The 20,645-nt window shown below is 66.1% G+C and carries 15 protein-coding genes; 10 read left to right on the forward strand and 5 right to left on the reverse strand.

The window, feature by feature from the left end:
- Positions 1-106 precede the first annotated feature (106 nt).
- A complete protein-coding gene (locus BLU74_RS04730) occupies positions 107-1,264 on the forward strand; it encodes a cobalamin-independent methionine synthase II family protein (protein WP_089765732.1) in 1,158 nt (385 codons plus the stop codon).
- 176 nt (positions 1,265-1,440) lie between these two features.
- Here the strand turns inward: BLU74_RS04730 and BLU74_RS04735 are convergent, their stop codons facing one another.
- The 5 genes from BLU74_RS04735 to BLU74_RS18840 form a co-directional block, all read right to left on the reverse strand.
- Positions 1,441-3,585 carry a hypothetical protein gene (locus BLU74_RS04735; RefSeq protein ID WP_139175649.1) on the reverse strand — a complete coding sequence of 715 codons (2,145 nt, stop codon included), beginning with the start codon at positions 3,583-3,585 and terminating at the stop codon, positions 1,441-1,443.
- A 259-nt stretch (positions 3,586-3,844) separates the two neighbouring features.
- On the reverse strand, positions 3,845-9,595 hold the full coding sequence (gene polC, locus BLU74_RS04740; protein ID WP_089765737.1) for a DNA polymerase II large subunit: 5,751 nt from the start codon (positions 9,593-9,595) through the stop codon (positions 3,845-3,847).
- Positions 9,595-10,014: a PPC domain-containing DNA-binding protein gene (locus BLU74_RS04745; protein ID WP_089765739.1), complete on the reverse strand. Its 420-nt coding sequence runs from the start codon at positions 10,012-10,014 to the stop codon at positions 9,595-9,597. The genes polC and BLU74_RS04745 overlap by 1 nt, the downstream gene beginning before the upstream one ends.
- Before the next feature lie 92 nt (positions 10,015-10,106).
- The gene (locus tag BLU74_RS04750) at positions 10,107-10,454 is read right to left on the reverse strand and encodes a hypothetical protein (protein ID WP_089765741.1); all 348 of its coding nucleotides are present in this window, start codon (positions 10,452-10,454) and stop codon (positions 10,107-10,109) included.
- Between the two features lie 115 nt (positions 10,455-10,569).
- Positions 10,570-10,737 (reverse strand): DUF7556 family protein, encoded by a 168-nt coding sequence (locus BLU74_RS18840; RefSeq protein WP_175454565.1) that lies wholly within the window; start codon positions 10,735-10,737, stop codon positions 10,570-10,572.
- 338 nt (positions 10,738-11,075) lie between these two features.
- On the opposite strand from BLU74_RS18840, the gene BLU74_RS04755 reads away from it, so the two are divergent.
- The 9 genes from BLU74_RS04755 to argC all read left to right on the forward strand — a co-directional run bounded on the left by BLU74_RS04755 (position 11,076) and on the right by argC (position 20,639).
- On the forward strand, positions 11,076-11,921 hold the full coding sequence (locus BLU74_RS04755) for a CBS domain-containing protein (RefSeq protein ID WP_089765743.1): 846 nt from the start codon (positions 11,076-11,078) through the stop codon (positions 11,919-11,921).
- Positions 11,921-13,717, forward strand: coding sequence for a glycine--tRNA ligase (glyS, locus tag BLU74_RS04760; protein WP_089765745.1), 1,797 nt, complete (start codon positions 11,921-11,923; stop codon positions 13,715-13,717). The genes BLU74_RS04755 and glyS overlap by 1 nt, the downstream gene beginning before the upstream one ends.
- Positions 13,718-14,347 carry a diacylglycerol/polyprenol kinase family protein gene (locus BLU74_RS04765; protein WP_089765747.1) on the forward strand — a complete coding sequence of 210 codons (630 nt, stop codon included), beginning with the start codon at positions 13,718-13,720 and terminating at the stop codon, positions 14,345-14,347.
- A 166-nt stretch (positions 14,348-14,513) separates the two neighbouring features.
- A complete protein-coding gene (locus tag BLU74_RS04770; protein WP_089765750.1) occupies positions 14,514-15,248 on the forward strand; it encodes a DUF429 domain-containing protein in 735 nt (244 codons plus the stop codon).
- A gap of 314 nt (positions 15,249-15,562) precedes the next feature.
- Positions 15,563-16,777: an argininosuccinate synthase gene (locus BLU74_RS04775; protein WP_089765752.1), complete on the forward strand. Its 1,215-nt coding sequence runs from the start codon at positions 15,563-15,565 to the stop codon at positions 16,775-16,777.
- Position 16,778: 1 nt separating this feature from the next.
- Positions 16,779-18,296, forward strand: coding sequence for an argininosuccinate lyase (argH, locus tag BLU74_RS04780; RefSeq protein ID WP_089765754.1), 1,518 nt, complete (start codon positions 16,779-16,781; stop codon positions 18,294-18,296).
- A 231-nt stretch (positions 18,297-18,527) separates the two neighbouring features.
- Positions 18,528-18,707 (forward strand): lysine biosynthesis protein LysW, encoded by a 180-nt coding sequence (lysW, locus tag BLU74_RS04785; protein WP_089765756.1) that lies wholly within the window; start codon positions 18,528-18,530, stop codon positions 18,705-18,707.
- Position 18,708: 1 nt separating this feature from the next.
- Positions 18,709-19,575, forward strand: coding sequence for a lysine biosynthesis protein LysX (gene lysX / locus BLU74_RS04790; protein WP_089765758.1), 867 nt, complete (start codon positions 18,709-18,711; stop codon positions 19,573-19,575).
- Positions 19,572-20,639, forward strand: a complete 1,068-nt coding sequence (gene argC / locus BLU74_RS04795; RefSeq protein WP_089765760.1) for an N-acetyl-gamma-glutamyl-phosphate reductase — start codon at positions 19,572-19,574, stop codon at positions 20,637-20,639. Before lysX ends, argC begins: the two co-directional genes overlap by 4 nt.
- Positions 20,640-20,645: the final 6 nt, after the last annotated feature.

Genomic DNA, 20,645 nt, shown 5'->3' on the forward strand with positions numbered 1-20,645 from the left:
ATGGTTCTTCTGTCGTATATAACTAAGAAGAATATATAGTGGCAATATTATGTGCTATAGTTAATATAACCCCGATCGAGGCCATCGGTACGCCTGTGAACGCCAGATGACCGTCACCAACGACAGAATCCTCACGACGCACGTCGGGAGCCTGCCCCGTCCGGAATCACTCCTGGAATTCTTCGAGCAACGACAGGCCGGTGAATCGATCGACAGCGACGCCTTCGACCAGGCGGTCCGAGAGGCGACCGAATCAGTCGTCCGTCGCCAGGACGAGATCGGGATCGACATCGCCTCCAGCGGTGAGCAGAATCGCCTCTCGTTCGTGACCTACGTCGTCGACCGTCTCTCCGGATTCGACGGCGAGTCGCCGGCGATCCAGTGGGCCGACCTCGAAGAGTTCCCGGAGTACGCTCGCGAGGTGCCGACGTTCAGCGAGTGGTCCGAACCGGGAGCCACGATTCCCGCCGTGACTGGACCGATCGAATACGACGGCGAGGCAGAGACTCGCAGCGAGTACGAACACTTCGAGCAGGCGATCGAAGCCGGTGAGGCCGACTTCGAGGACACGTTCGTGACCGCCGCCTCGCCCGGGGCCGTCGCCTCATATCTCGGCAACGAGTACTACGAGAGCCACGAGGCCTTCACCGAGGCGATCGCCGATGCGATCCGACAGGAGTACGAACTCATCGCCGAGACCGGTGCAACCCTGCAGATCGACGCCCCCGATCTCCTCGGTGGCCGGCATCTGAAGTTCAAGGATCGGTCCGATGCGGCGTTCGTCGATGTCGCGAAAACCCACATCGACGCGCTCAACGACGCACTGGAGGAGATACCCCGCGAGCAGGTCCGGATCCACACCTGCTGGGGGAACTACGAGGGGCCGCACCACCACGACATCCCGCTCGCCGAGGTACTCCCGCACCTCACGGACGCCGACGTCGGTGGACTGCTCCTCGAACAGGCGAACCCGTGCCACCAGCACGACTACCACCTGCTGGCCGAGCACTCACTCCCGGACGACTGGACGCTCGTCCCCGGCGTCATCGACGTGACCGTCAACTACGTCGAACCACCGGCCGTCATCGCCGACCGCATCGAGCGCTTCGTCGACGCGATCGGTGACCCGACGCGAATCGTCGCCGGCGCGGACTGCGGCCTCGGGACCTTCGCCGGGTTCGGTGCGGTACACCCGGAGATCGCCTGGAAGAAACTCGAGTCGCTCGTCGAAGGCGCGGAACTCGCCTCCGAGCGGGTGTTCTGACGACCGTCTACTCTCTGTCTCCTTCTCGAATCTTGATCCCCGCTGGCGCGGTATATCGCTCTACAAACGCTGTCGCTACCGATGCACGGCGGCTGTGATCCGTCGCTTTTGCGTTGCGGGTGGAAGGGCGACTTCAGAATCGGACTCGCGGGCGAACACGTCTCGGCTGAGCGCAGTTAGCCGATCGGCGTCTCGATAGCCACCTGGGCGTCTTCGATGGCGCGACCGATACGGGGGTCGAGCGCGGCCACTGAACTGTCGGTGTAGCCGTCCTGGTTGTCACTCTGGAGGGTTTCCTGGGCGCGCTGGAGGGCATCGACGGCCGCACGGAGTCGGTCGTCCGCCCGCACGGCCGCACCCTCCTCGGTAGCGGCGACCGCGTCCTCGACGGCCGTCAGCGCACTCGATAGCAGTTCGATCACCTGTCCCCTCGCCCCATCTTGTTCTGCAAGGCTTCCCGCGAGGTCGCGCAGGTCTCTCAGAAACGCCGCCAGTGAGCGGGCCAGCGACGCCTTGCCCGCTGTGACGACTTCTCTGATGGTGTCGTCGGCATCACCGAAGTCGGCAGGAGTGACGCGGTAGGCGCCACGCCGCCCGTTCCCGTCGACCACCACAACCGTGTAGGTCCCCGCGCGGTGGACCGGAATCTTGTACCGGTCCGGCTCGACCGGGCGACCGTCGTACACCGTGCCGGCGTAGTCCTCGATGACTCGCACGCGCTCGACACCGTTCGCGGCGCGGCCGTCGCCCCGAATCGTCGCGGCGTCCTCGCTGGCGACGACGGTGAGTTCCCCGCCAGCGCCGGCACGGACCAGTCCGCCATCGTGGTCGAACCGCTCGGCGACCGGCGCGTAGCCAGGGCCGTTGACCACCAGCAGGTGGTCGCCCTGCTCGACGCGCAGCAGGCCGAAGACGCCGCCGCGGGTGACTGTCGCGACCGGGTCCGGACTGGCCAACCTGACGGCGGCCTCGACCGGCACCCCGAACAGCGAGACGGGAATCTGGTCTGCCAGGGCCGACCGGGCGTCGTCGCTCACCTGCGGCACGGTTCCTTCGGCGCCCGCCCGGAGCTGTCGCACTCTGCCGACGACACGATTGGTGAGCCCACCGGACACCTCGCCGGCGATACTGCGGCGGTGGTCCGGGTCGGTCACATCGGTCAGTGGGTCGGTAAAGCGTGGCTGCTCCCACGGGGTGCCGACCGACGTGATGTGGCTAGCGAGTCGGTCCTCGGCAAAGCCCGGCACGGCGAACTCGAAGCTCAACTGTGGACCCACGAAGTCGCCGATGGCCGCACGGACCCGCGCCATCGGTTTGAGCGCGTACGCGACGTCGCCGTCGGTCTGGCTCTCGGAGCTGGTCAGCACGAGCCCCGACTCCCGAGTTGGGATGTCCGCGGGTGGCCGCGGGAGGCCGTTCCACGAACTGACGGTGACTCGCTCGTCGATGAAATCCCCGCGGTCGACCGACAGGTCTGGATGTTCGTCCAGCGGCTGGCCGTCGAGTTCCGGCAGTACGAACGGCAGCCGTGCCCCCTCGTCGCGTGGCAGGCCGTAGGCGAATGGGGCACGGACCCGCGTCGAGATACTGACGGCATCGTTTGTGATGTCGGAACCCCAGTCACTGGACGGGACCCGTTCGAACGTCGGGACGACGGCGTTTGTCTCGCTGGCACTGGAGTGAGAGCCGACCTCCGACAGGACCCCGGGCCGACGCTCCTCCGGGGTAGGCGGGTTGGCATATTCGTTGTTGGGCACCGTCCGGGAGTGAGCGCTCGCCGACAGCAGCAGGGGCGCTCCCGTCTCACGGTCGACGAACACCTGGAGCAGTTCCCAGTCGTGCCAGTGGAAGTTCACCGTGAACTGATCGAACGCCGAGTACATCCAGTACTGGATGGCGTCGATACCCGGACTCCCGGCGTCCTCGACCACGTTGTAAAACACCGTCGGCCACGGCGGCGACCTGGGGTCGGTGAAGGCCGCGGCGTAGTTATCGAGCGCGTCGAAACCATCCAGAACGCTATCGCCGGCGCCGAGTAACTCAGTGGGGTCGGTCGGGTACCACTCTTCGAGCCGGCCGAAGTACAGGTCTGGCGCGTACCGCCGCACGATGGTCGGGGCTGTCGGCTCCGGCGCGTCGGTGGGAGTGGGCGCTGGCGTCGGCTCAGGTGTCGGTCCCGGGTCGATCGGTTGCTCGTCCGGGCGTGTCTGGAACCACGCTGTCGCCGCGCCCCCACCGGCCAACACGCCTGCGGCGAAGGCGCCAAGGACGCGCCGCCGACTCGACCCACCGGACCGCTCCTTCTTTTTATCCCCGGACATAGCGCGCCTATTTATGGGCTGATAACATATACTTTGACTCGGCCCGGGTGGGACGGCGTCTGAGGCCTCCAAACGGGAGTATCACGAAGTCCAGATTTCTGTCAGATGATATAATTGGGGTGCTGACAGCGCGTGACTTGCCGTGGGTCGCTCTCGATGCCGCATCCCGAACGTTGCACACGCAGAGCGGGCGCCTTCGGTGGTGGATCAACGGCACTATGGCCACAAAGTGCCGCCTGTGGAGGACGAACGCCTGATTCTACATAAAGTCCGCAAAGCCGGACTGCTTGTTCTTGTCATTCTCGAACACCGATTCGAGACTCTGCTCTAAGACTTCGAGTCGTTGCTTGGTGTACTCCCGACAGCCGAACTCCTCGGCGACGTGGATGGCGGTGTCCATATACTTGTTCACCGACCCCTCGTGGACCGTCAGGTTCACGCGCCCGCCACACTCCCGACACTCGCCCGTCAGCGGCATCCGGCGATACTTTTCGCCGCAGTCGAGACACCTGGTCTCCTGTCTGGAGAACGCCCGGAGGTTCCCGATCAGATCGGGGAGGAAGTGATACTCGATGACGCGCTCGGCGACGTCAGTCTCGTCGACTGCGCGCAGTTTGCGGGAGAGTTCGAGCTGGGCGTCCATCTTGTCCATCATCGATCCGAGCGTCTTGTACGCCGAGAGGTCGGGCCCCAGCGCGATGTCCGTGGTGTCGTGGGTGTGATCGAAGCCGCGGTACTCGTCGTCGGTGCCGAGGGTGTCCTCGCCCAACTGGATGATGTCTTCGACCGCGCCGGGGTCGGCCATCTCGCGGGTCGCCTCGTAGAACTCGAGGGGGTACCGCCGGACGATGTCCATATTGTGCGCCTCGTCGTCGATTTCGTTCGGATCGATCCGCGAGGACATCACCAGCGGCGCATCCATCGAGTTGTGTGCATAGAGCCAGTTGGCGGTGAAGACCGGATCCCCTCCGACCTGTAGGTCGTAGAGATATCCGTCGTAGTCGATTCGATCGACGTTTTTCACCCTGAGGTACGAGAGGTCTCCATCCACTAGCGGACGGATCGAATCGAGCTTCGAACGTGCGCTTTCAGGGAGATCGCGGTCCTCGATCGCCGCCACTATTTCTCGTAGTTTTTCGAGAGGGACGTTTTCTCGACGCTTCAGATACTTCGGGATCAGTTGCTTGATGCCCTCGATGTCCATCTCCCGAATCTCGAACAGCGCCTCCGGAATCGAGACAACGAGACTCTTGGGTTGATACGGCTCGTCGCCGTCGAAGATGCGGTGGAGTTGGTTGTCGGACGCACCACCAGAAACGGAGACTGTATAGATGGGCTGTCGGGACTCCTCGCGTTCCCTGTGTGAGACGTTTGCGACGACCCCGAATCGATGGAGGAGGAAGACGAGTCCGTCCTTGACGTCTTCACTCGTCGTGTAACACGCGACTGTTGTCACATTCCCGTCCGCCGTCTCGCTTCCGTCTCCGGCGATGAACCCTCGCAGGAACGCGAGCGCAACGTCGTCCGCCGCACGGAGGATACAGTCCGGGACCACCTTCTCGCTCGAATCGGACGAGTCGGCGTCTTCGAATCCGATATCGTAGAGAACTTCGCGGAACACCGCAGGAAACGCAACCTCGTAGGCTTTGTTCGACCACCGAACGCTCGGCGTCGCGCCGAGGGCGGATTTGCTTGCGCCGACAACTCGATCGACGAGGGTCTTCTCGCTGATATGAATCGTCGGTCTGACTCCGGACAGCGATCCCTCGGCGACGAACATGCCGAGGAGCCAGGCGAAGTCCTCATCGACATCGATGAATCGTCCGATTCCGTCAGATGATCCCTTCAGACCGACTTCGACGTCCTCCGGAACATTCGATCCGGACGCCTTATCGATCGAATCAAGCGTTTCTTTGGACAGTTTCCGCTTCGACAACCGACATAAGAGTCCCCCGTCGAACGCGACGCGGGTCGAGTCCCCTCGCTCCGCGTCGTCCCACACGTCGGTCAGGAACTCCTCGATCGAGTCGTCGAGGAAGACGTACGGGTCTTCAACGGCGTCGAGCGCGTCGATCGTGGTCTCCGTCGGCTCAATCCCGAACGTCTGCGGTGCAAGAACGAGATCACCGGGTTCGAGGTCGGCTCCCGCTACCTCTTCGATCCCGTCATCGTAACGGAAGAGGCTATGATGCTCGGTGAGGTCGAGCGAACGGCCGAACTGTGTCTCGACTCGGACAAGCGACTCGTCGGAGTCGGCTCGGTACCGAATCGCTTTTTGAATGGGCTTTAGCGACGCCTCGTGGTTCTTGTCGAAGGCGTACGTTTGCCACCCCTCGGAAACGCAGGTCTTCTTCCGGAACTTCCCGTCGTGTTCGACGGGACTATCGAGTTCATTCCAGAACTCGTCGAACGTGGTGAAGTGGACCTCTCCATCGGGAGCGACCGCGACGAGCCGAGCGCCCTCTGAGACGCTTCCACCGCGCTTGTCGGGGAGATAGGACTTCGAGAAGTTCAGCAGGCCATCCATAAGAAGCATCACGCAGTCTTCGTCGCCGTCGCATTGACCTGAATATATAGAATTTGACAATACTGTGTGCGTATCTTGGACAGTCAGACAGTACGTGTGATCGACGTCGCTTTCGACGTACTCGATCGTCGCGATGGCGTCCGTCTCACGTCCGCCGTCGGCATATGCCGGCTCTGCCGTATCAGCGGCCGCGACGTCGTCGATTGGTGGATCTCCCGGGACTGCGAGGCAGTCGCCCGGAGCCAACTCCGTCACCTCAATCTTCTCTACGCCGCCGTCCCTCCGACAGAGTCGATGATCGGGAGTAACTGTGATCTCCCGCCCGCTCCGCGTCTCCACGCGTACGAGATGCTCCGGCGCGACGTGTTTCGAGACCGCCTCGATCGGTTTCGGGACCTCCTCGCCGTCCTCGGTTATCGACGGGACGTACACGTCGCCGTCGAGTTCCTGGACGAGCGTGCCGAAGTCGTCCTCGTCGGGGTCGTCGAGTCGCGGCTCGACGAGATCGCGAATCGGCTCGTGGTGCCACTTGTCCTCCTCGTCGCAGTACCAGACCTTCGTCTCCGGGTGGAAGCAGTTCCGTCGCTTCGCGGCGTGAAAGTACGGATGCGCGTAGCCGACGGCCGCGGAGGTGAAGCCGACCACCCGGCCGACCACCGCCGCTGACGTGTGCGGGGCCATCCCGAAGACGAGTTCGCCGACCAGGTCCTCGCGTTTTTCGACCTCATAGAAGGGGGGCAAGCCGTAGAACTGTTCGAGCAGGTCGTCGACGAAGTCCGCGGTCTTGAGCATATGCTCGGCCGCGCCGTCCGAGAGGACGATATCCTGTACTTTCAATTCGACGAGCTGGTCGTCGAACTCCAGCGGCTCGCCGTCGATGTCTGTGTCGTACCCCAAGTCGCGGAAGTCCTCGGCGGTCACGTCGAGTTCCGCGGGGCGAACCGCGGTGACCGGGAGGTCCGTCATATCGTAGCGGACTGTGCCGTCTTTGAACGAGGTGACGCCGTTCTTCGCCCGGAGCACGCCCTTCCCCATCGGTTCGGGCGTCTTGTCCGACGAGGTGAGCCCCTGAACGCCTTTCATAATGTCGTACGCCGACTCGCGTTCGCCCACGCGTTCGAGCGCCTCGCGGTACTCCTCGCCGACGTCGATCGAGAACCACTCGGGGCTCTCGACGTCCCGCTCACAGCGGTCGCAGTAGACGCGGCCGGAGTCGTCGGGTTCGATCACCTGGCCGCACTCCTCGCACTCGTAGTGCGGTTCGGTGTGGGCCTCACAGTCGGGACAGCGCGTTCGATACGTGTGGGTGTCGCACTCGGGACAGCGTCGGTCGCCCACGCGAACGTCGACGACGCCTCTGCGGCCCTCGTCGTCTCGGGCCCGTGCCGCCTCCCCGACGTCGCGCTGGCTCCCGCCGGCCTCGCCGATCGGAAAGAGCGTGTGGACGGCCGGTGAGAGGTCTCGTGACTCGGACTTCTCCGGGCGGCCCATCCGGTTGCCGATGCGAGTCGGCGCACGCTCTCGGATCGTGAAGGGTGCGACCTCGTTGACGGCCTCGAGCGCGTTCTCGCCGTCGTCCCACTCGCGGGCGCGCCTCGAAAGGTCGCTCTCGGTCCAGGTGCGCTCGATCTCCCCGTCGCTCATCCGGAAGCCGAGCGACCGAACCAGGAGTCGCCACTCCGGAATCTCGATTGTCTCCTCGCCCTGGGTGTGTTCGACGAGGAGGCGCTCCACCGTGCTCGCGACCGCATCGGTGTGAGTGACGACTAGGGCGTCGCTGCCGCTCGTCGCACTGTGCGTGCCGTCTCGGGTGCCATCGCCATGCGGCGGCGCGTCAGCGTCAACGAGGCCACCGTCGGCCTCCGCGGCGACGATCCGGCCGTCCTCGATAGCGTCGGCGAGGTCCTCGAACTCACTGATCGAGATGTCGTGCCAGAGGTACGTGTAGTCCGGGTGGAGCGGACAGTCGTAGGCGCTCGCCCACTCGGTCGCCTCCTTGGGCGTCGGGTGGGCCAGATCCACGCTCGGATCGTCCGCGAGCGCCTGGACCGGCCCGCCGGCGGCCTCGAACTCCTGGACCCACCACTCGTAGACGTACGAGGCCGGCGCGAGCGAGTGGTTGTTCTCGACGAACTCGCCGTAGTTGACGAGGTACTCGCCCAGGTCGATGATCTTCTCGACGCCGTTCCGGACTTCCAGCGCCTCCTCGGGGTCGTCGATCTGGCGCACGTCGCCGTTCGCCAGTCTCACGGTCGGTCCCTCGATTGAGTCGACCGGGATGACGCCGGCGGCCTTCCCCGGCCGCTCGGTCTTTATCTGCGTGCCGGTCGCGAGGAAGTCGTCGACGAGGTGCATCGTCGCGGGGTGGACCCCCGCGGTCGCGAAGCCGTGGTTGCGGGCGCGGCCGTAGCGGAGGCGAAAGCCACCGTCGGCGCTCGGGTGTCCGAAGACCGGGCGGCCGGCGATCAGGTCCCGGAGATACTTCGTCGACGGCGCCGGCCGCGGGGGGCCGGTCGGTCCATCGGGGTCGGTCGCGCCGGGACCCGATTCGTCGCCCGCCGGATCGCCGCCTTCGGATTCCGCTCCTGAGTCGTCGTCGGCCTGTTCGTCGGTGGCTTCTTCGTCTGCGCCCGCTGCGTCCGTTCCGATCGTCCCGTCGATGAGGTCCTGGAGCCACGGCCAGTCGACTTCGTCCAAGTCGCCGGTGTAGCGCTGGATCTTCGGGGCCTTGAGCGCGATCCCCTCTGCGAGGACGAGACACATCCCACCGCGGGCGGCGTTGGTTTCGACCCGTTCGAGGTCCCGAAAGCCCGAGACCTCCTCGTCGCCGGTGGCCTCGCCGTCCAGCATGATCGGCATGTGTTCGGCGATGAACTTCGTCTCCTTGTCCTTCGGCGAGTACTGGAGCCCGGTCTCTTTGTCGTAGAGCCCAATCTCCTCGGCGTAGCGCTCGACCTCGTCGGATCGCGCCCTGTACTCCTCGATGTCGAGCAGCGACCTGGCGTAGTCGGCCACGAGGACCGAGAGGGCCTGGGCGGTCCCGCCCGCAGAGCGGATCGGGCCCGCGTAGTAAACGTTCACGAACTCGGTGCCGTCGTCGTTTTCCAGGATCTCGACGCGGTCGATGCCCTCGATCGGCGCGGCGACGACGCCCTCGGTGAGCAGCGCCACGGCGGTCCGAACCGCTCCCTCGATCTTCCCGGCGCGGCCCTCGTAGTCCCCGACGGTGCCGTCGACGAAGTCGGTGACGAGTTCCAGCGCGGCCTCCTCGCGGGACATCTCGCCCTCCAACTCCCGAACGCGTTCGGCGACGCCGTCGATCCCGAGGATGTTCTCCACCCGGTCGGCCATGTCTTTCGCGACCGGGATCTCGACTGTGGGTTCGGGGTCGTATCCCTGCGCCTTCGCGCGCTCTGCTCGCTCGAAGGCCTGATCGAGACGGGATTCGATCTCCTCGAAGTACCGTTCGTCGTCGCCGCGCATTACAACCAGAGGTCCAGGTCGGTCGGCTCGTGGTGGGCCCGTTCGAGCGGTTCGTCGAACGCGCGGAGGTGGACCTCGCCCGCGAAGACCGTCGCGGCATTGAGGTGCCCGGCGAGCGCCTGCCCGCTCCGCCGCGAGAGCACGGCGTGGGTATGGGCGAAGCGCTCGCCGTCGAGATCAGCGACGTTCCCGACGCAGGCGGCGACCTCTAAGGGCTCGTCGAACGTCACCGACTGGTACTCCTGGTCCTCCTGATCGTAGAACCACACCTCGGCGTCCTGGACGGCCCCCATCGCCTGAAACCACGCCGCGTCGATGCCTTCGAGGTCGGCGAACTCCTCGATCTCGGTGCGCCAGTCGCCCCCCGTTTCGAGTCGAAGCAGGAACTCCCGGGTCGACTCGACCTCGCGGTAGTGCATACCCATCCCCTGGTGAGAGGCGGACAAAAATCTACGGTGTCCACACTCGCCGGGGCACCCGCCACGCCACAGCGTCCACTGACGAACGGTAACTACCGATGTCTGCTCGTCGCAGACGCGAGCAGAAAGAACGCGACCACACCCGTGAACCACGTGACGAAGACGATTGTCGCCCCCTCGCCGCCGTAGTGCTGCGCGAAGGCGAGCGGACTCACGCTCACGCCGAACACGCCGACCGCGTGACCGACCCGGTCGGTCCGGTCTTCGAACCGGAACTGCTCCTCAAGCAGGGAACTGTCGAACGCGAGATACAGATACGTCGCGCCGGCGTAGACTGCTGCGGTCCCGAGTGCGACGAACCAGTCGGTGACGAGAAACTCGTGGACGGCCAAGCCGACGACCGCGCCAGCGAGTAACCCAAAAGCGAGATTCCGGTCCACACCTCGGACGTCAGTATCGACGAAAATCAGCGTTGGGGACGCTCACTGAGAGTCACGTCGATACTCGTTGCGAAAAAAGCCGCACCTCGAAGTGGCGACGAACGATCGTGCCCGCCTAAACCCACTCGTCGAGCGACGGCGCGTCGGATACTCGCATCGAAAGCCACGCGTCGTCTCGGGTGATGTCCGCGATAATGAACTCCGACTGGGCAGCAGTGGAGTCTACCGAGGCCATCACCTCGGCGCGCGACGCGTCGGACGCTGCCGTCGCATTCGGCGTCATGTTTGTCACTGTGTCTCAGTCCTATATAAAACCGTCGGATCGAACCCGATCATACCACACGAATATGTGTGTTTCACCGGATCAAACACCGTAGATACCAATCTATCTGGGTGAATACTCGACGTATGACCTGCTTTGCACTGATTTGAACAGTATTCATCGACCCGTAGAGTGTGTTATGGGTTGTCGTGTCAACCTACGCGTCACCGTTCGGGGAATACCGACGACCCGTCTGGCAGTCTCGGCCCGGTGATCGCGATCGGACCCGCACGGACGGGGGCGCGCGGGGCAAACGGGGCTTCAAAGAGTACAAGAGGTGTGGCGCAGTAAAGCGCCGTATGAACGTTGCCGACGCGATGACTCCCCGCGAAGACGTGGTAGTCGTTGAGCTTCCGGGGACCCGCGACGACGTGTTGGAGTACCTCCAGGAGCGCGGTTTCTCTTCGGTCCCAGTCGTCAAGCAGACCGACGAGGGCGAGGAATACCGTGGGCTCGTCTCCCGCGAGGAACTCATCGAGCGACCCGACGAGGACCAACTCGCGGTGCTGATGCGCGAAGTCCCGACCGTCACGGCCGACGAATCCGTCGTGGACGCGGCGCGGCTGATGATCGACGCCGGGACGCGCCGGGTCCCCGTCGTCGACGGCGTGCTCGAGGGTATTATCACGGTCACCGATGTCATCCACGCGATCGCTCGCGGCGAGGTCGAACTCGACGCCACCGCCGGCGAGATCGCGACCCACGACGTGAACACGACGTACGAGCAGACGCCGCTGCCGGTAGCCGAGCGCGAACTCTACTACGCGAACGTCCCTTACGCCGTCTGTCTCGACGACGAGGGCTCGATGGACGGCATCCTCACCGAGGTCGATATTATCGAGGTCGCCCGCGTCGTCGAGGGCGAAGACGACACCGGCGACTCCGTGGCCGGCCAGGACGACGAGTGGATGTGGGAGGGAATCAAAGCCGTCGGCAAGCGTTACATCCCCACTCGGAACGTCGAAATCCCGGCCGAACCGGTCTCGACGTTCATGTCCGACGACCTCGTGACCGTCCCGAAGAGCAAGCCCGTTATCGAAGTCGCGCAGGCGCTGATCACCGAGGACATCGAGCAGGTCCCGCTCGTCTCCGGTGATCAGCTGATCGGTATCGTCCGCGACAGCGACCTGCTGGAGGCGCTGTAATGAGTATGGAGACGGAAGGGGAGCGCCTCGCCGAACTCGCAAAGCGCCGCGGCTACTTCTTCGGCGCGAGCGGCGCGTACGGCGGGGCCGCCGGCTTCTACACGTTCGGGCCGCAGGGCGCGTCGCTGAAGTCGAACGTCGAGGACGCCTGGCGCGATCGATTCACCGTCCAGGAGGGGAACTTCGAGATCGAGGCCCCGACGATTATGCCCGAGCCCGTCTTCGAGGCTTCGGGCCACCTCGACGGCTTCGACGATATGCTCGTCGAGTGCCCCGAGTGCGGCGAGTCCCACCGGGCCGATCACCTGATCGAGGACGCGACAGCCATCGAGGAGGCCGAAACGCTCCCCATACCCGAGGTCGAAGCCCTGATCGCCGACCACGAGCTGCAGTGCCCGACCTGTGGGGCGCATCTCGCGGGCGAATCCGTCGACGATTTCAATCTGATGTTCGAGACGAACATCGGTCCGGGGTCCTCGACGCCGGGCTATCTCCGCCCGGAGACCGCCCAGGGCATCTTCGTGGAGTTCCCGCGGATCAAGGAGTACGCCCGCAATAGCCTCCCGTTCGGGGCGACGCAGATCGGTCGGGCTTACCGCAACGAGATCTCGCCGCGCAAGAGCATCGTCCGCACGCGGGAGTTCACCCAGGCCGAATTAGAGCAGTTCGTCGACCCCGAGCGCGACGAACCGGCCCTCGAATCGGTCGCAGACGTCGCGGTGACGCTGTACCCCGCGGCCGAGCAGGAGGCCGACGACGGCGACTACGTCGAGACGACGGTCGGCGCGGCCGTCGAGGAGGGCATCATCGGCGACGCGTGGATCGGGTACTTCCTCGGTATCGCCCAGGAGTGGTACGAGCGGATCGGCGTCGATATGGACCGCTTCCGCTTCCGGCAGCACCTGGCCGGCGAGCGGGCCCACTACGCCGCAGACTGCTGGGACGCCGAGAGCGAGGTCGACGGCGACTGGATCGAGATCGCCGGCTTCGCCTACCGGGGGGACTACGACCTCTCGAAACACAGCGAGTACAGCGACGACGAGTTCACCATCTTCCGGCAGTTCGACGAACCGAAGACGGTCGAAACGGCCGTCGTCGAGCCGGATATGAGCGTCCTCGGCCCGGAGTTCGGCGGGGCGGCGGGCGACGTGAAATCGGCGCTCGAAGCCCTCGCCGAGCGCGATCCCGACGCGTTCGAGGGCAAGACCGTGACCGTTGAGGTCGACGGCGAGACCCACGAGGTCGACGTCGACGTAGCGAACTTCCGGGTCGAAACGCAGACCGTGTCCGGAGAGCACATCACGCCGCACGTGATCGAGCCGTCGTTCGGCGTCGATCGGACCGTGTACACGCTCTTAGCGCACGCCTACGAGGAGGACGACGTCGGCGACGAGACGCGGACGTACCTCTCGCTGTCACCCGACGTCGCGCCGACCGACGTCGGCGTCTTCCCGCTGGTCTCGAACGTCGAGCGACTCGTCGAGCGCGCCGAGGGCCTCGTCGACGACCTCCGCGAGTCGGGATTCAGCGTGGTCTACGACGACTCCGGTAGCATCGGGCGACGATACCGGCGACAGGACGAAGTCGGGACGCCGTTCTGCGTCACCGTCGACCGCGACGGACTCGAGGGCGACGGCCCCGACACCGTAACCATCCGCGAGCGCGACACTGCCCGCCAGGTCCGCGTGCCCGTCGACGACCTCGTTGCGGAACTGCGCGCGGTCGAACGCGGCGGGCAGCCGTTCGACGACCTCGTCGATCGGTACGACCTCGTCGAGTCCGGCACGGACGCGTAGATGGTCCTCGCCCGCGTCTCGAAGAGCGAACTCCAGCGGCGACTCGTCCACGCGAGTGGGACCGGCCTGCCGCTGCTCTTCGTGCTCGAGTTCGTGACGTGGGCGCAGTTCGGCCTCGTGATGCTGTTCGTCTCCGGCGTCACCGCTCTCTTGGAGTTCGTGCGGCTGTACGTCGGACTCGACTGGGCGATCTACGACCGACTCACCCGCCCGTACGAGGAGACGAACGTCGCGGGCTACGCGCTGTACCTGTTCAGCCTGACGGCGGTCGTCCTCGTCTTCGCGCCGCACGTCGCCGTCCCGGCAGCCCTGATGCTGACAATCGGCGATCCGATTTCCGGGCTGCTCGGGACGACCCGCGAGGCCGGCGAGTCGAAACGGCTGCGGACGCTCGGAGCGATGTTCGCGGTCTGCCTGCTCGTGTCGCTGCCGTTTCTCGTCCCCGCTGCGGGCGTCGTCGCCGGCGGCGTTGCCGCGGTGGCGGCTGCGCTGGGCGCGACCGTGGCGGACGGCTTCAAGCCCGTGCTCGCGGGCTACGTCGTCGACGACAACCTCTCGATCCCGCCGGTCGCCTCGCTCGCGGCCGCTGTCGTCCTCGCGGCGACTCGCGCCGCGCCGGTGTTCGGATAGCCGTGACCCGCTCTCCGTCCCCGGGACGGTGCGTGCCGCGTTGCTCGATGAGCAATCGCGGATCGCCCTGATTGGCCAGACGGCAGTCTTCTATGTGACGTGGCACTCCGGACACGACGCCTCTCGGCCGGGCGTTTTAGGCCGTCGGCGTCGGTATCGGGACGTGATGCCCGACTCTCCGCTCGTCGTCGGCGCGGACGCCTGTTCTGCGGGCTGGATCGCGACCGTCCCCGACGGCGACGACGTGCGCGTCGCAGCGCACGACCGATTCGACGAACTGGCCGAGACGTACGCGGACGCGGCGCGCATCCTCGTCGACATCCCGATCGGACTGCCGACCGACGACCGGCGGCGGTGTGACGAACACGCCAGCGACCGGCTCGGGTGCCGTGGCATCTCGGTGTTCTACCCGCCCAGCGAGGCGGCGATCGACTGCGACGACTACGACGACGCCAGCGACGCCCACCGGGCGCACGTCGGTCACGGCCTCTCGCGGCAGGCGTTCCACATTCGGGACTCGATCCGGGACGTCGCGGCCGTCGTCAGTGAGACGGCGGAAGCGACGGGAGTTGACGGATCGGCAGATCGCTACGCCGGGTGGATCAGAGAGGCCCATCCGGAACTCTGCTTCGCCTCGTTGAACGGCCAACCGATCGCGTACTCGAAGTCCAGCGAACGCGGGCGTCGCCTCCGCCGGTCGCTGCTGTCTGCGGCGCTTCCCGGCGGCGACGCCGCGTACGAGGCGGCGCTGGAGCGGTATCCACGGAGCGAGGTCGGCCGCGACGACGTGCTCGATTCGATGGTGCTCGCCGTCGCGGCGCGCGAGTCCTCGCTGGCGACGGTGCCCCCCGATCCGGCACCGACCGAACCGCGGATCTACTACCCCGGCTTCGAGGTCTGATCCGGCCGGTGCATCCCGAAAACGTTTAGTGCGCCGCCTGACGGCTATTGAGTAATGACGCGCCGCTCTCGGACGCCCGTACGCTTTTTCCCGAGAGCCGCCGCTGCGGCGGTTTTCGCGCCTCTCGCGTCGTTCGTCTCCGAGCGCGACGGCGACGTGCGACGACGACGGGCCTGTTAGGCCCACCAGTATCTCACTTCCACGTCACATCGAAGGTACCGACAAGCGACCAGCGTCCGTACAGGCATTGCTGCGATTTTATTTCTGAAATTGAAACCGTGTAATTTATACGGAAGAGCGTCTGACTCGGAGATATGACAAGCGTGGCACTCGCGTTCTCCGGCGGGCTCGACACCACGGTGTGCGTGTCGCTGCTGCAGGAGGAGTATGGATACGACGAAGTGGTCGGCGTCACCGTCGACGTCGGGCAGCCGGAGTCGGAGTTCGAGGAGGCACAGGAGACCGCAGACGCCCACGGGCTGGATCTGCACGTCGTCGACGCGAAAGACCAGTTCGCGGACCTCTGTTTCGACTCTGTGCGTGCGAACGCGACCTACCAGGGCTACCCGCTCGGGACGGCGCTGGCGCGCCCGGTCATCGCCAACGCCATCCTCGACGTCGCCGAGGCAGAGGGCTGTGACGCCCTCGCACACGGTTGCACCGGCAAGGGCAACGACCAACTCCGCTTCGAGGTCGTCTGGCGCGCCTCCGACCTCGACGTGGTCGCGCCCGTCCGCGAACTGGAACTCACCCGCGAGTGGGAACAGGAGTACGCCGAGGAACACGACCTCCCCGTGCAGTCGGGTAACTCGGGCGTCTGGTCGATCGACACGAACCTCTGGAGCCGGTCGGTCGAGGGCGGCCAGTTGGAAGATCCCAACTACGTCCCACCGGAGGACATCTACGAGTGGACGCAGGATCCCGCGAACGCGACCGAGACCGAACTGGTCGAGATCGAGTTCGAGAACGGGTACCCGGTCGCGCTCGACGGCGAGGCGCTCTCGCCCGTCGAACTCATCGAGACGCTCAACGAGCAGGCCGGCACACACGGAGTCGGTCGCACGGACATGATGGAAGACCGGATGCTCGGGCTGAAAGTCCGCGAGAACTACGAGCACCCGGCGGCGACGACGCTGCTCACCGCCCACGAGGCCCTCGAACAACTCGTGCTCACGAAAGACGAGCGCGACTTCAAGCGGTCGATCGACGACGAATGGGCACAGAAGGGCTACGAGGGCCTCGTCGAGCACCCGCTCGTCGACGCGCTGGAGGGCTTCATCGCGGAGACACAGACCCGGGTCACCGGCACCGTTACGGTGAAGTTCGAGGGCGGTCAGGCCCGCGCGGTCGGTCGCGAGTCCGAGTACGCGGTCTATTCCGAGGACGCCGCCTCGTTCAACACCTCCGGCGTCGGCGACATCACCCAGCAGGACGCGACGGGCGTCGCGAAGTACCACGGCTTCCAGTCGCGGCTCGCGAACGCCGCGACCGAGGCCGCCGAGAGCGACGACGAAGGCGACTGGGAGTAAGATGACCGACGGCGAGGATCCGAACGGCGACGCGGGAGTGCAGGACGGCGGGCGCACGGCCGAGGGCGGCGGATCGGGCGTCGTCCGGCGGGACCGTTTCAGCGGCGGTCCGGCACGCGGCTTTATGTCCAGCCTCGCGGCCGACGAACGGATTTTCGCGGCCGACCTCGCTGTCGACCGCGCGCACGTCGTGATGCTCGCCGAGCAGGGGATCGTCGCCGACGACGTCGCGGGCGAGATCCTCGCGGCCCTCGACGGGATCGAATCGGCGGGCCACAGTGCGCTCCCCGACGGCGAGGACGTCCACGAGGCAATCGAGACGGCCGTCGTCGACCGCATCGGGTCCGACGGCGGAAAGATGCACACCGCCCGGAGCCGCAACGACGAGGTGGCGGCCTGCATCCGCTACCGGTTGCGCGAGGACCTGCTCGGCGCAATCGAGGCGACGGTCGCGCTCCGGGAGGCCCTCTCGGCGGTCGCCGCCGAACACGTCGACACCGTGATGCCGGGCTACACGCACCTCCAGCCGGCCCAGCCGACGACTGTCGCCCACTTTCTGCTCTCGTATGAGTCCGCGGCCGCCCGCGACACCGCGCGGTTGCTCGACGCCTACGACCGGACGAACCGCTCGCCGCTCGGGGCGGCCGCGTTCGCCGGGACACCGTTCGACGTCGATCGCCACCGAACGGCCGAACTCCTCGGCTTCGAGGGCGTGATCGAGAACTCGATGGACGCCTCCGCGGGACGAGACTTTCTCGCGGAGTCGACGGCAGCCCTCGCCATCCACGCGACGACGTTGTCGGGGCTCGCCGAGGACCTGGTGCTCTTCGCGAACAAGGGGTACGTCGATCTCGCGGACGCGTACTCCTCCACCTCCTCGATTATGCCGCAGAAGGTGAATCCCGACACGCTCGAACTCGTCCGCGCAGTCGCTGGCGACGCCGTCGGCGGCCTGACGGGGCTCTTGACGACGCTGAAGGGGCTCCCGCGCGCGTACAACCGCGACCTCCAGCGGGCGACGCCGCACGCCTGGGAGACCGTCGACGCGGTCTCTGAAGCGGCGGCCGTCGCCGCGGGCGCGGTCGGGAGCGCCGAGTGGCCCACGGAGACGCTCGCCGAAGCGGCCGGGGCGGGCTTCTCGACGGCGACGGGCGTCGCGGACGCGCTCGCGATGGCTGGCGTCCCGTTCCGCACGGCCCACGAGGTACTGGCGGAGGCGGCCGAACGGAGCGAGGGCGAGACGCCGACCGTCGCAACACTTGACGAGGTCGCAGCAGATGTGCTCGGCGCGTCCCTGTTCGAGTACGTGCGCCGCGAGGACGTCGCGGCCGCACTCGACCCCGCCGAGAGCGTCCGGAGTCGGGACTCCCCCGGTGGACCCGCGCCCGAGGCGGTCGCGTCGCAACTCGACGCTGCGGACGTCGGAATCGATGCCGACAGTTCGGCGCTCGCGTCGCGTCGCGAGGCGCTCGACGAGGCCGCATCGACGCTGGCGGCGGAGGTGGAGACGTATGGGTGAGTCACGGTCCGTGGGACGCCCTAACTCCGGGGGACTCTCGGGTCCGCCTGCCCCGCCGTTGCGGCGTCGGCCGCGACGGTCCCCTCCCGGGGACAATAACATATGAAATCAGACATAGATTTCACACGGGCGGACTGACCGACTGTTTTGCGCCGTTAGTGGTTCTGCCGCTTGGGTAAGTTATCCGATAACTTCGATGGGTTTAAGTCGCTTCCTTGCCCAGCGATTGATATGGCAGAGACCATCACCGCGGAAGATCCGTTGAGCGGAGAGGAGATCGAAATCCCCGCCGACGTCGAGGTCGGCGAGATCGTCGACAGCCCCGCCACCGGCGCGGAACTGGAAGTCGTCTCGGTCGATCCGATCACACTGGAGGAAGCCCCGGAGCTCGAAGAGGACTGGGGCGAGTGAGATGAAGGTTGGGCTGCTCTACTCCCGGATTCGGAGAGACGAGAAGCTCCTCCTCTCGGAGCTTCGCGAGCGCGGCCACGAGGTGACGAAGATCGACGTCCGGAAAGAGCAGTTCAACATTTCACAGGCACCCGACGTCTTCGAGGGGCTGGACATCGTCGTCGACCGGTGTCTGGCGACGAGTCGGAGCCTCTACATCACGCAGTTCCTCGAATCCTACGACGTCCCCGTCGTCAACGCGGCGGAGACGGCCGACGTCTGCGCGGACAAGGTGAAAAACAGCCTCGCGCTGGAAGCGGCCGGCGTCCCGACGCCGAACACGGAGGTCGCCTTCACGACCGATAGCGCCCTCGAAACGGTCGAGGAGTTCGGCTATCCGTGCGTGATCAAGCCCGTCGTGGGCTCGTGGGGGCGGCTGATGGCGAAGGTCGAATCGCGCTCGGCCGCGGAGGCCATCCTCGAACACAAGGCGACGCTGGGTCACTACCAGCACAAGGTGTTCTACGTCCAGGAGTTCGTCGAGAAGCCCGGCCGCGACATCCGCGTCGTGGCCGTCGACGGCGAGCCGGTCGCCGCGATGACGCGCTCGTCGGACCACTGGCTGACCAACGCCGCGAAGGGCGGCGAGGTCGCGGCCTTCGAGGTCGACGACCGCGCGCTCGAACTCGTCGAAGCCGCGTCCGCTGCGGTCGGCGGCGGACTCCTCGGCGTCGACCTGATGGAGACGGGAGACGACTACACGGTCCACGAGGTCAACCACACCGTCGAGTTCAAGGCGCTGAACGACGCCGTCGACGTCGACGTGCCGAGCGAGGTCGTCGACTGGCTCGAAACGAAAGCGAACGCGGAGACGGAGGCAGCGGTATGAGCAGCGAATCCGGTGCCGGGACCGACGCCGACTACACCGCCGCGGTCGTCGGCGGCTCGGGATTCACCGGCGGCGAACTCCTCCGGCTCCTGTATCAGCACCCCGAGTTCGACGTCGTACAGGCGACGAGTCGCTCCAAAGCGCGGAAGACCGTGGGACACGCCCACCCGAACCTCCGGGAGATGGACCTCCGTTTCACCTCGCCCGAGGAACTCGAATCGGTGGACGTGCTCTTTGCGGCGACCCCCCACGGTGTCTCGATGGAACACATCGACCGGTTCCGCGAGGCCGCCGGCACCGTCGTCGACCTCTCGGCGGACTTCCGGCTGAGCAGCGAAGCACAGTACGACGAGTGGTACGACGGCCACGTCTGCCCCGAGTATCTCGAAGACGCCGAGTACGCGCTCCCCGAACTAAACAGAGACAACCTTCCCGGCGCGGACCTGATCGCCTCCGGCGGGTGCAACGCCACGGCGACGATTCTCGGCCTGAAACCGCTGTTCGACGCCGGGATCCTCGACGGCGACGAACAGGCCGTCGTCGACGTGAAGGTCGGTTCCTCGGAAGGCGGTGCCGGCGGCGGCGACGCCTCCAGCCACCCGGAGCGCTCGGGGATCGTCCGCCCGTACGCGCCGACGGGCCACCGCCACGAGGCCGAGATCGAGGAGTTCCTCGGTCTCTCGGTCTCCTTCACCGTTCACGCGGTCGATATGACCCGCGGGGCGAGCGCGACGTGTCACCTCTTCCCCGGCGCGCCGGTCTCGAACGGCGACCTCTGGAGCGCCTACCGCGACGCCTACGCGGAGGAGCCATTTATGCGGACCGTCGCCGGCGGGGGCGGCGTCTACCGCTACCCCGAGCCGAAGGCGGTCGCCGGCACCAACTACGGCGAGGTCGGTTTCGAGGTCGACCCCGGCAACCGGCGGCTGGTCGTCTTCTCGGCGATCGACAACATGATGAAAGGCTCGGCCGGACAGGCCGTCCACGCCGCGAACATCGCGCTCGGGATCGAGGAGACCGCCGGCCTGGAGTTCACCGGTCTCCACCCCGTGGGCGCGCCCTGACCCGCC

It is taken from the genome of Halobellus clavatus (assembly GCF_900107195.1).
Lineage (GTDB): Archaea > Halobacteriota > Halobacteria > Halobacteriales > Haloferacaceae > Haloquadratum > Haloquadratum clavatum.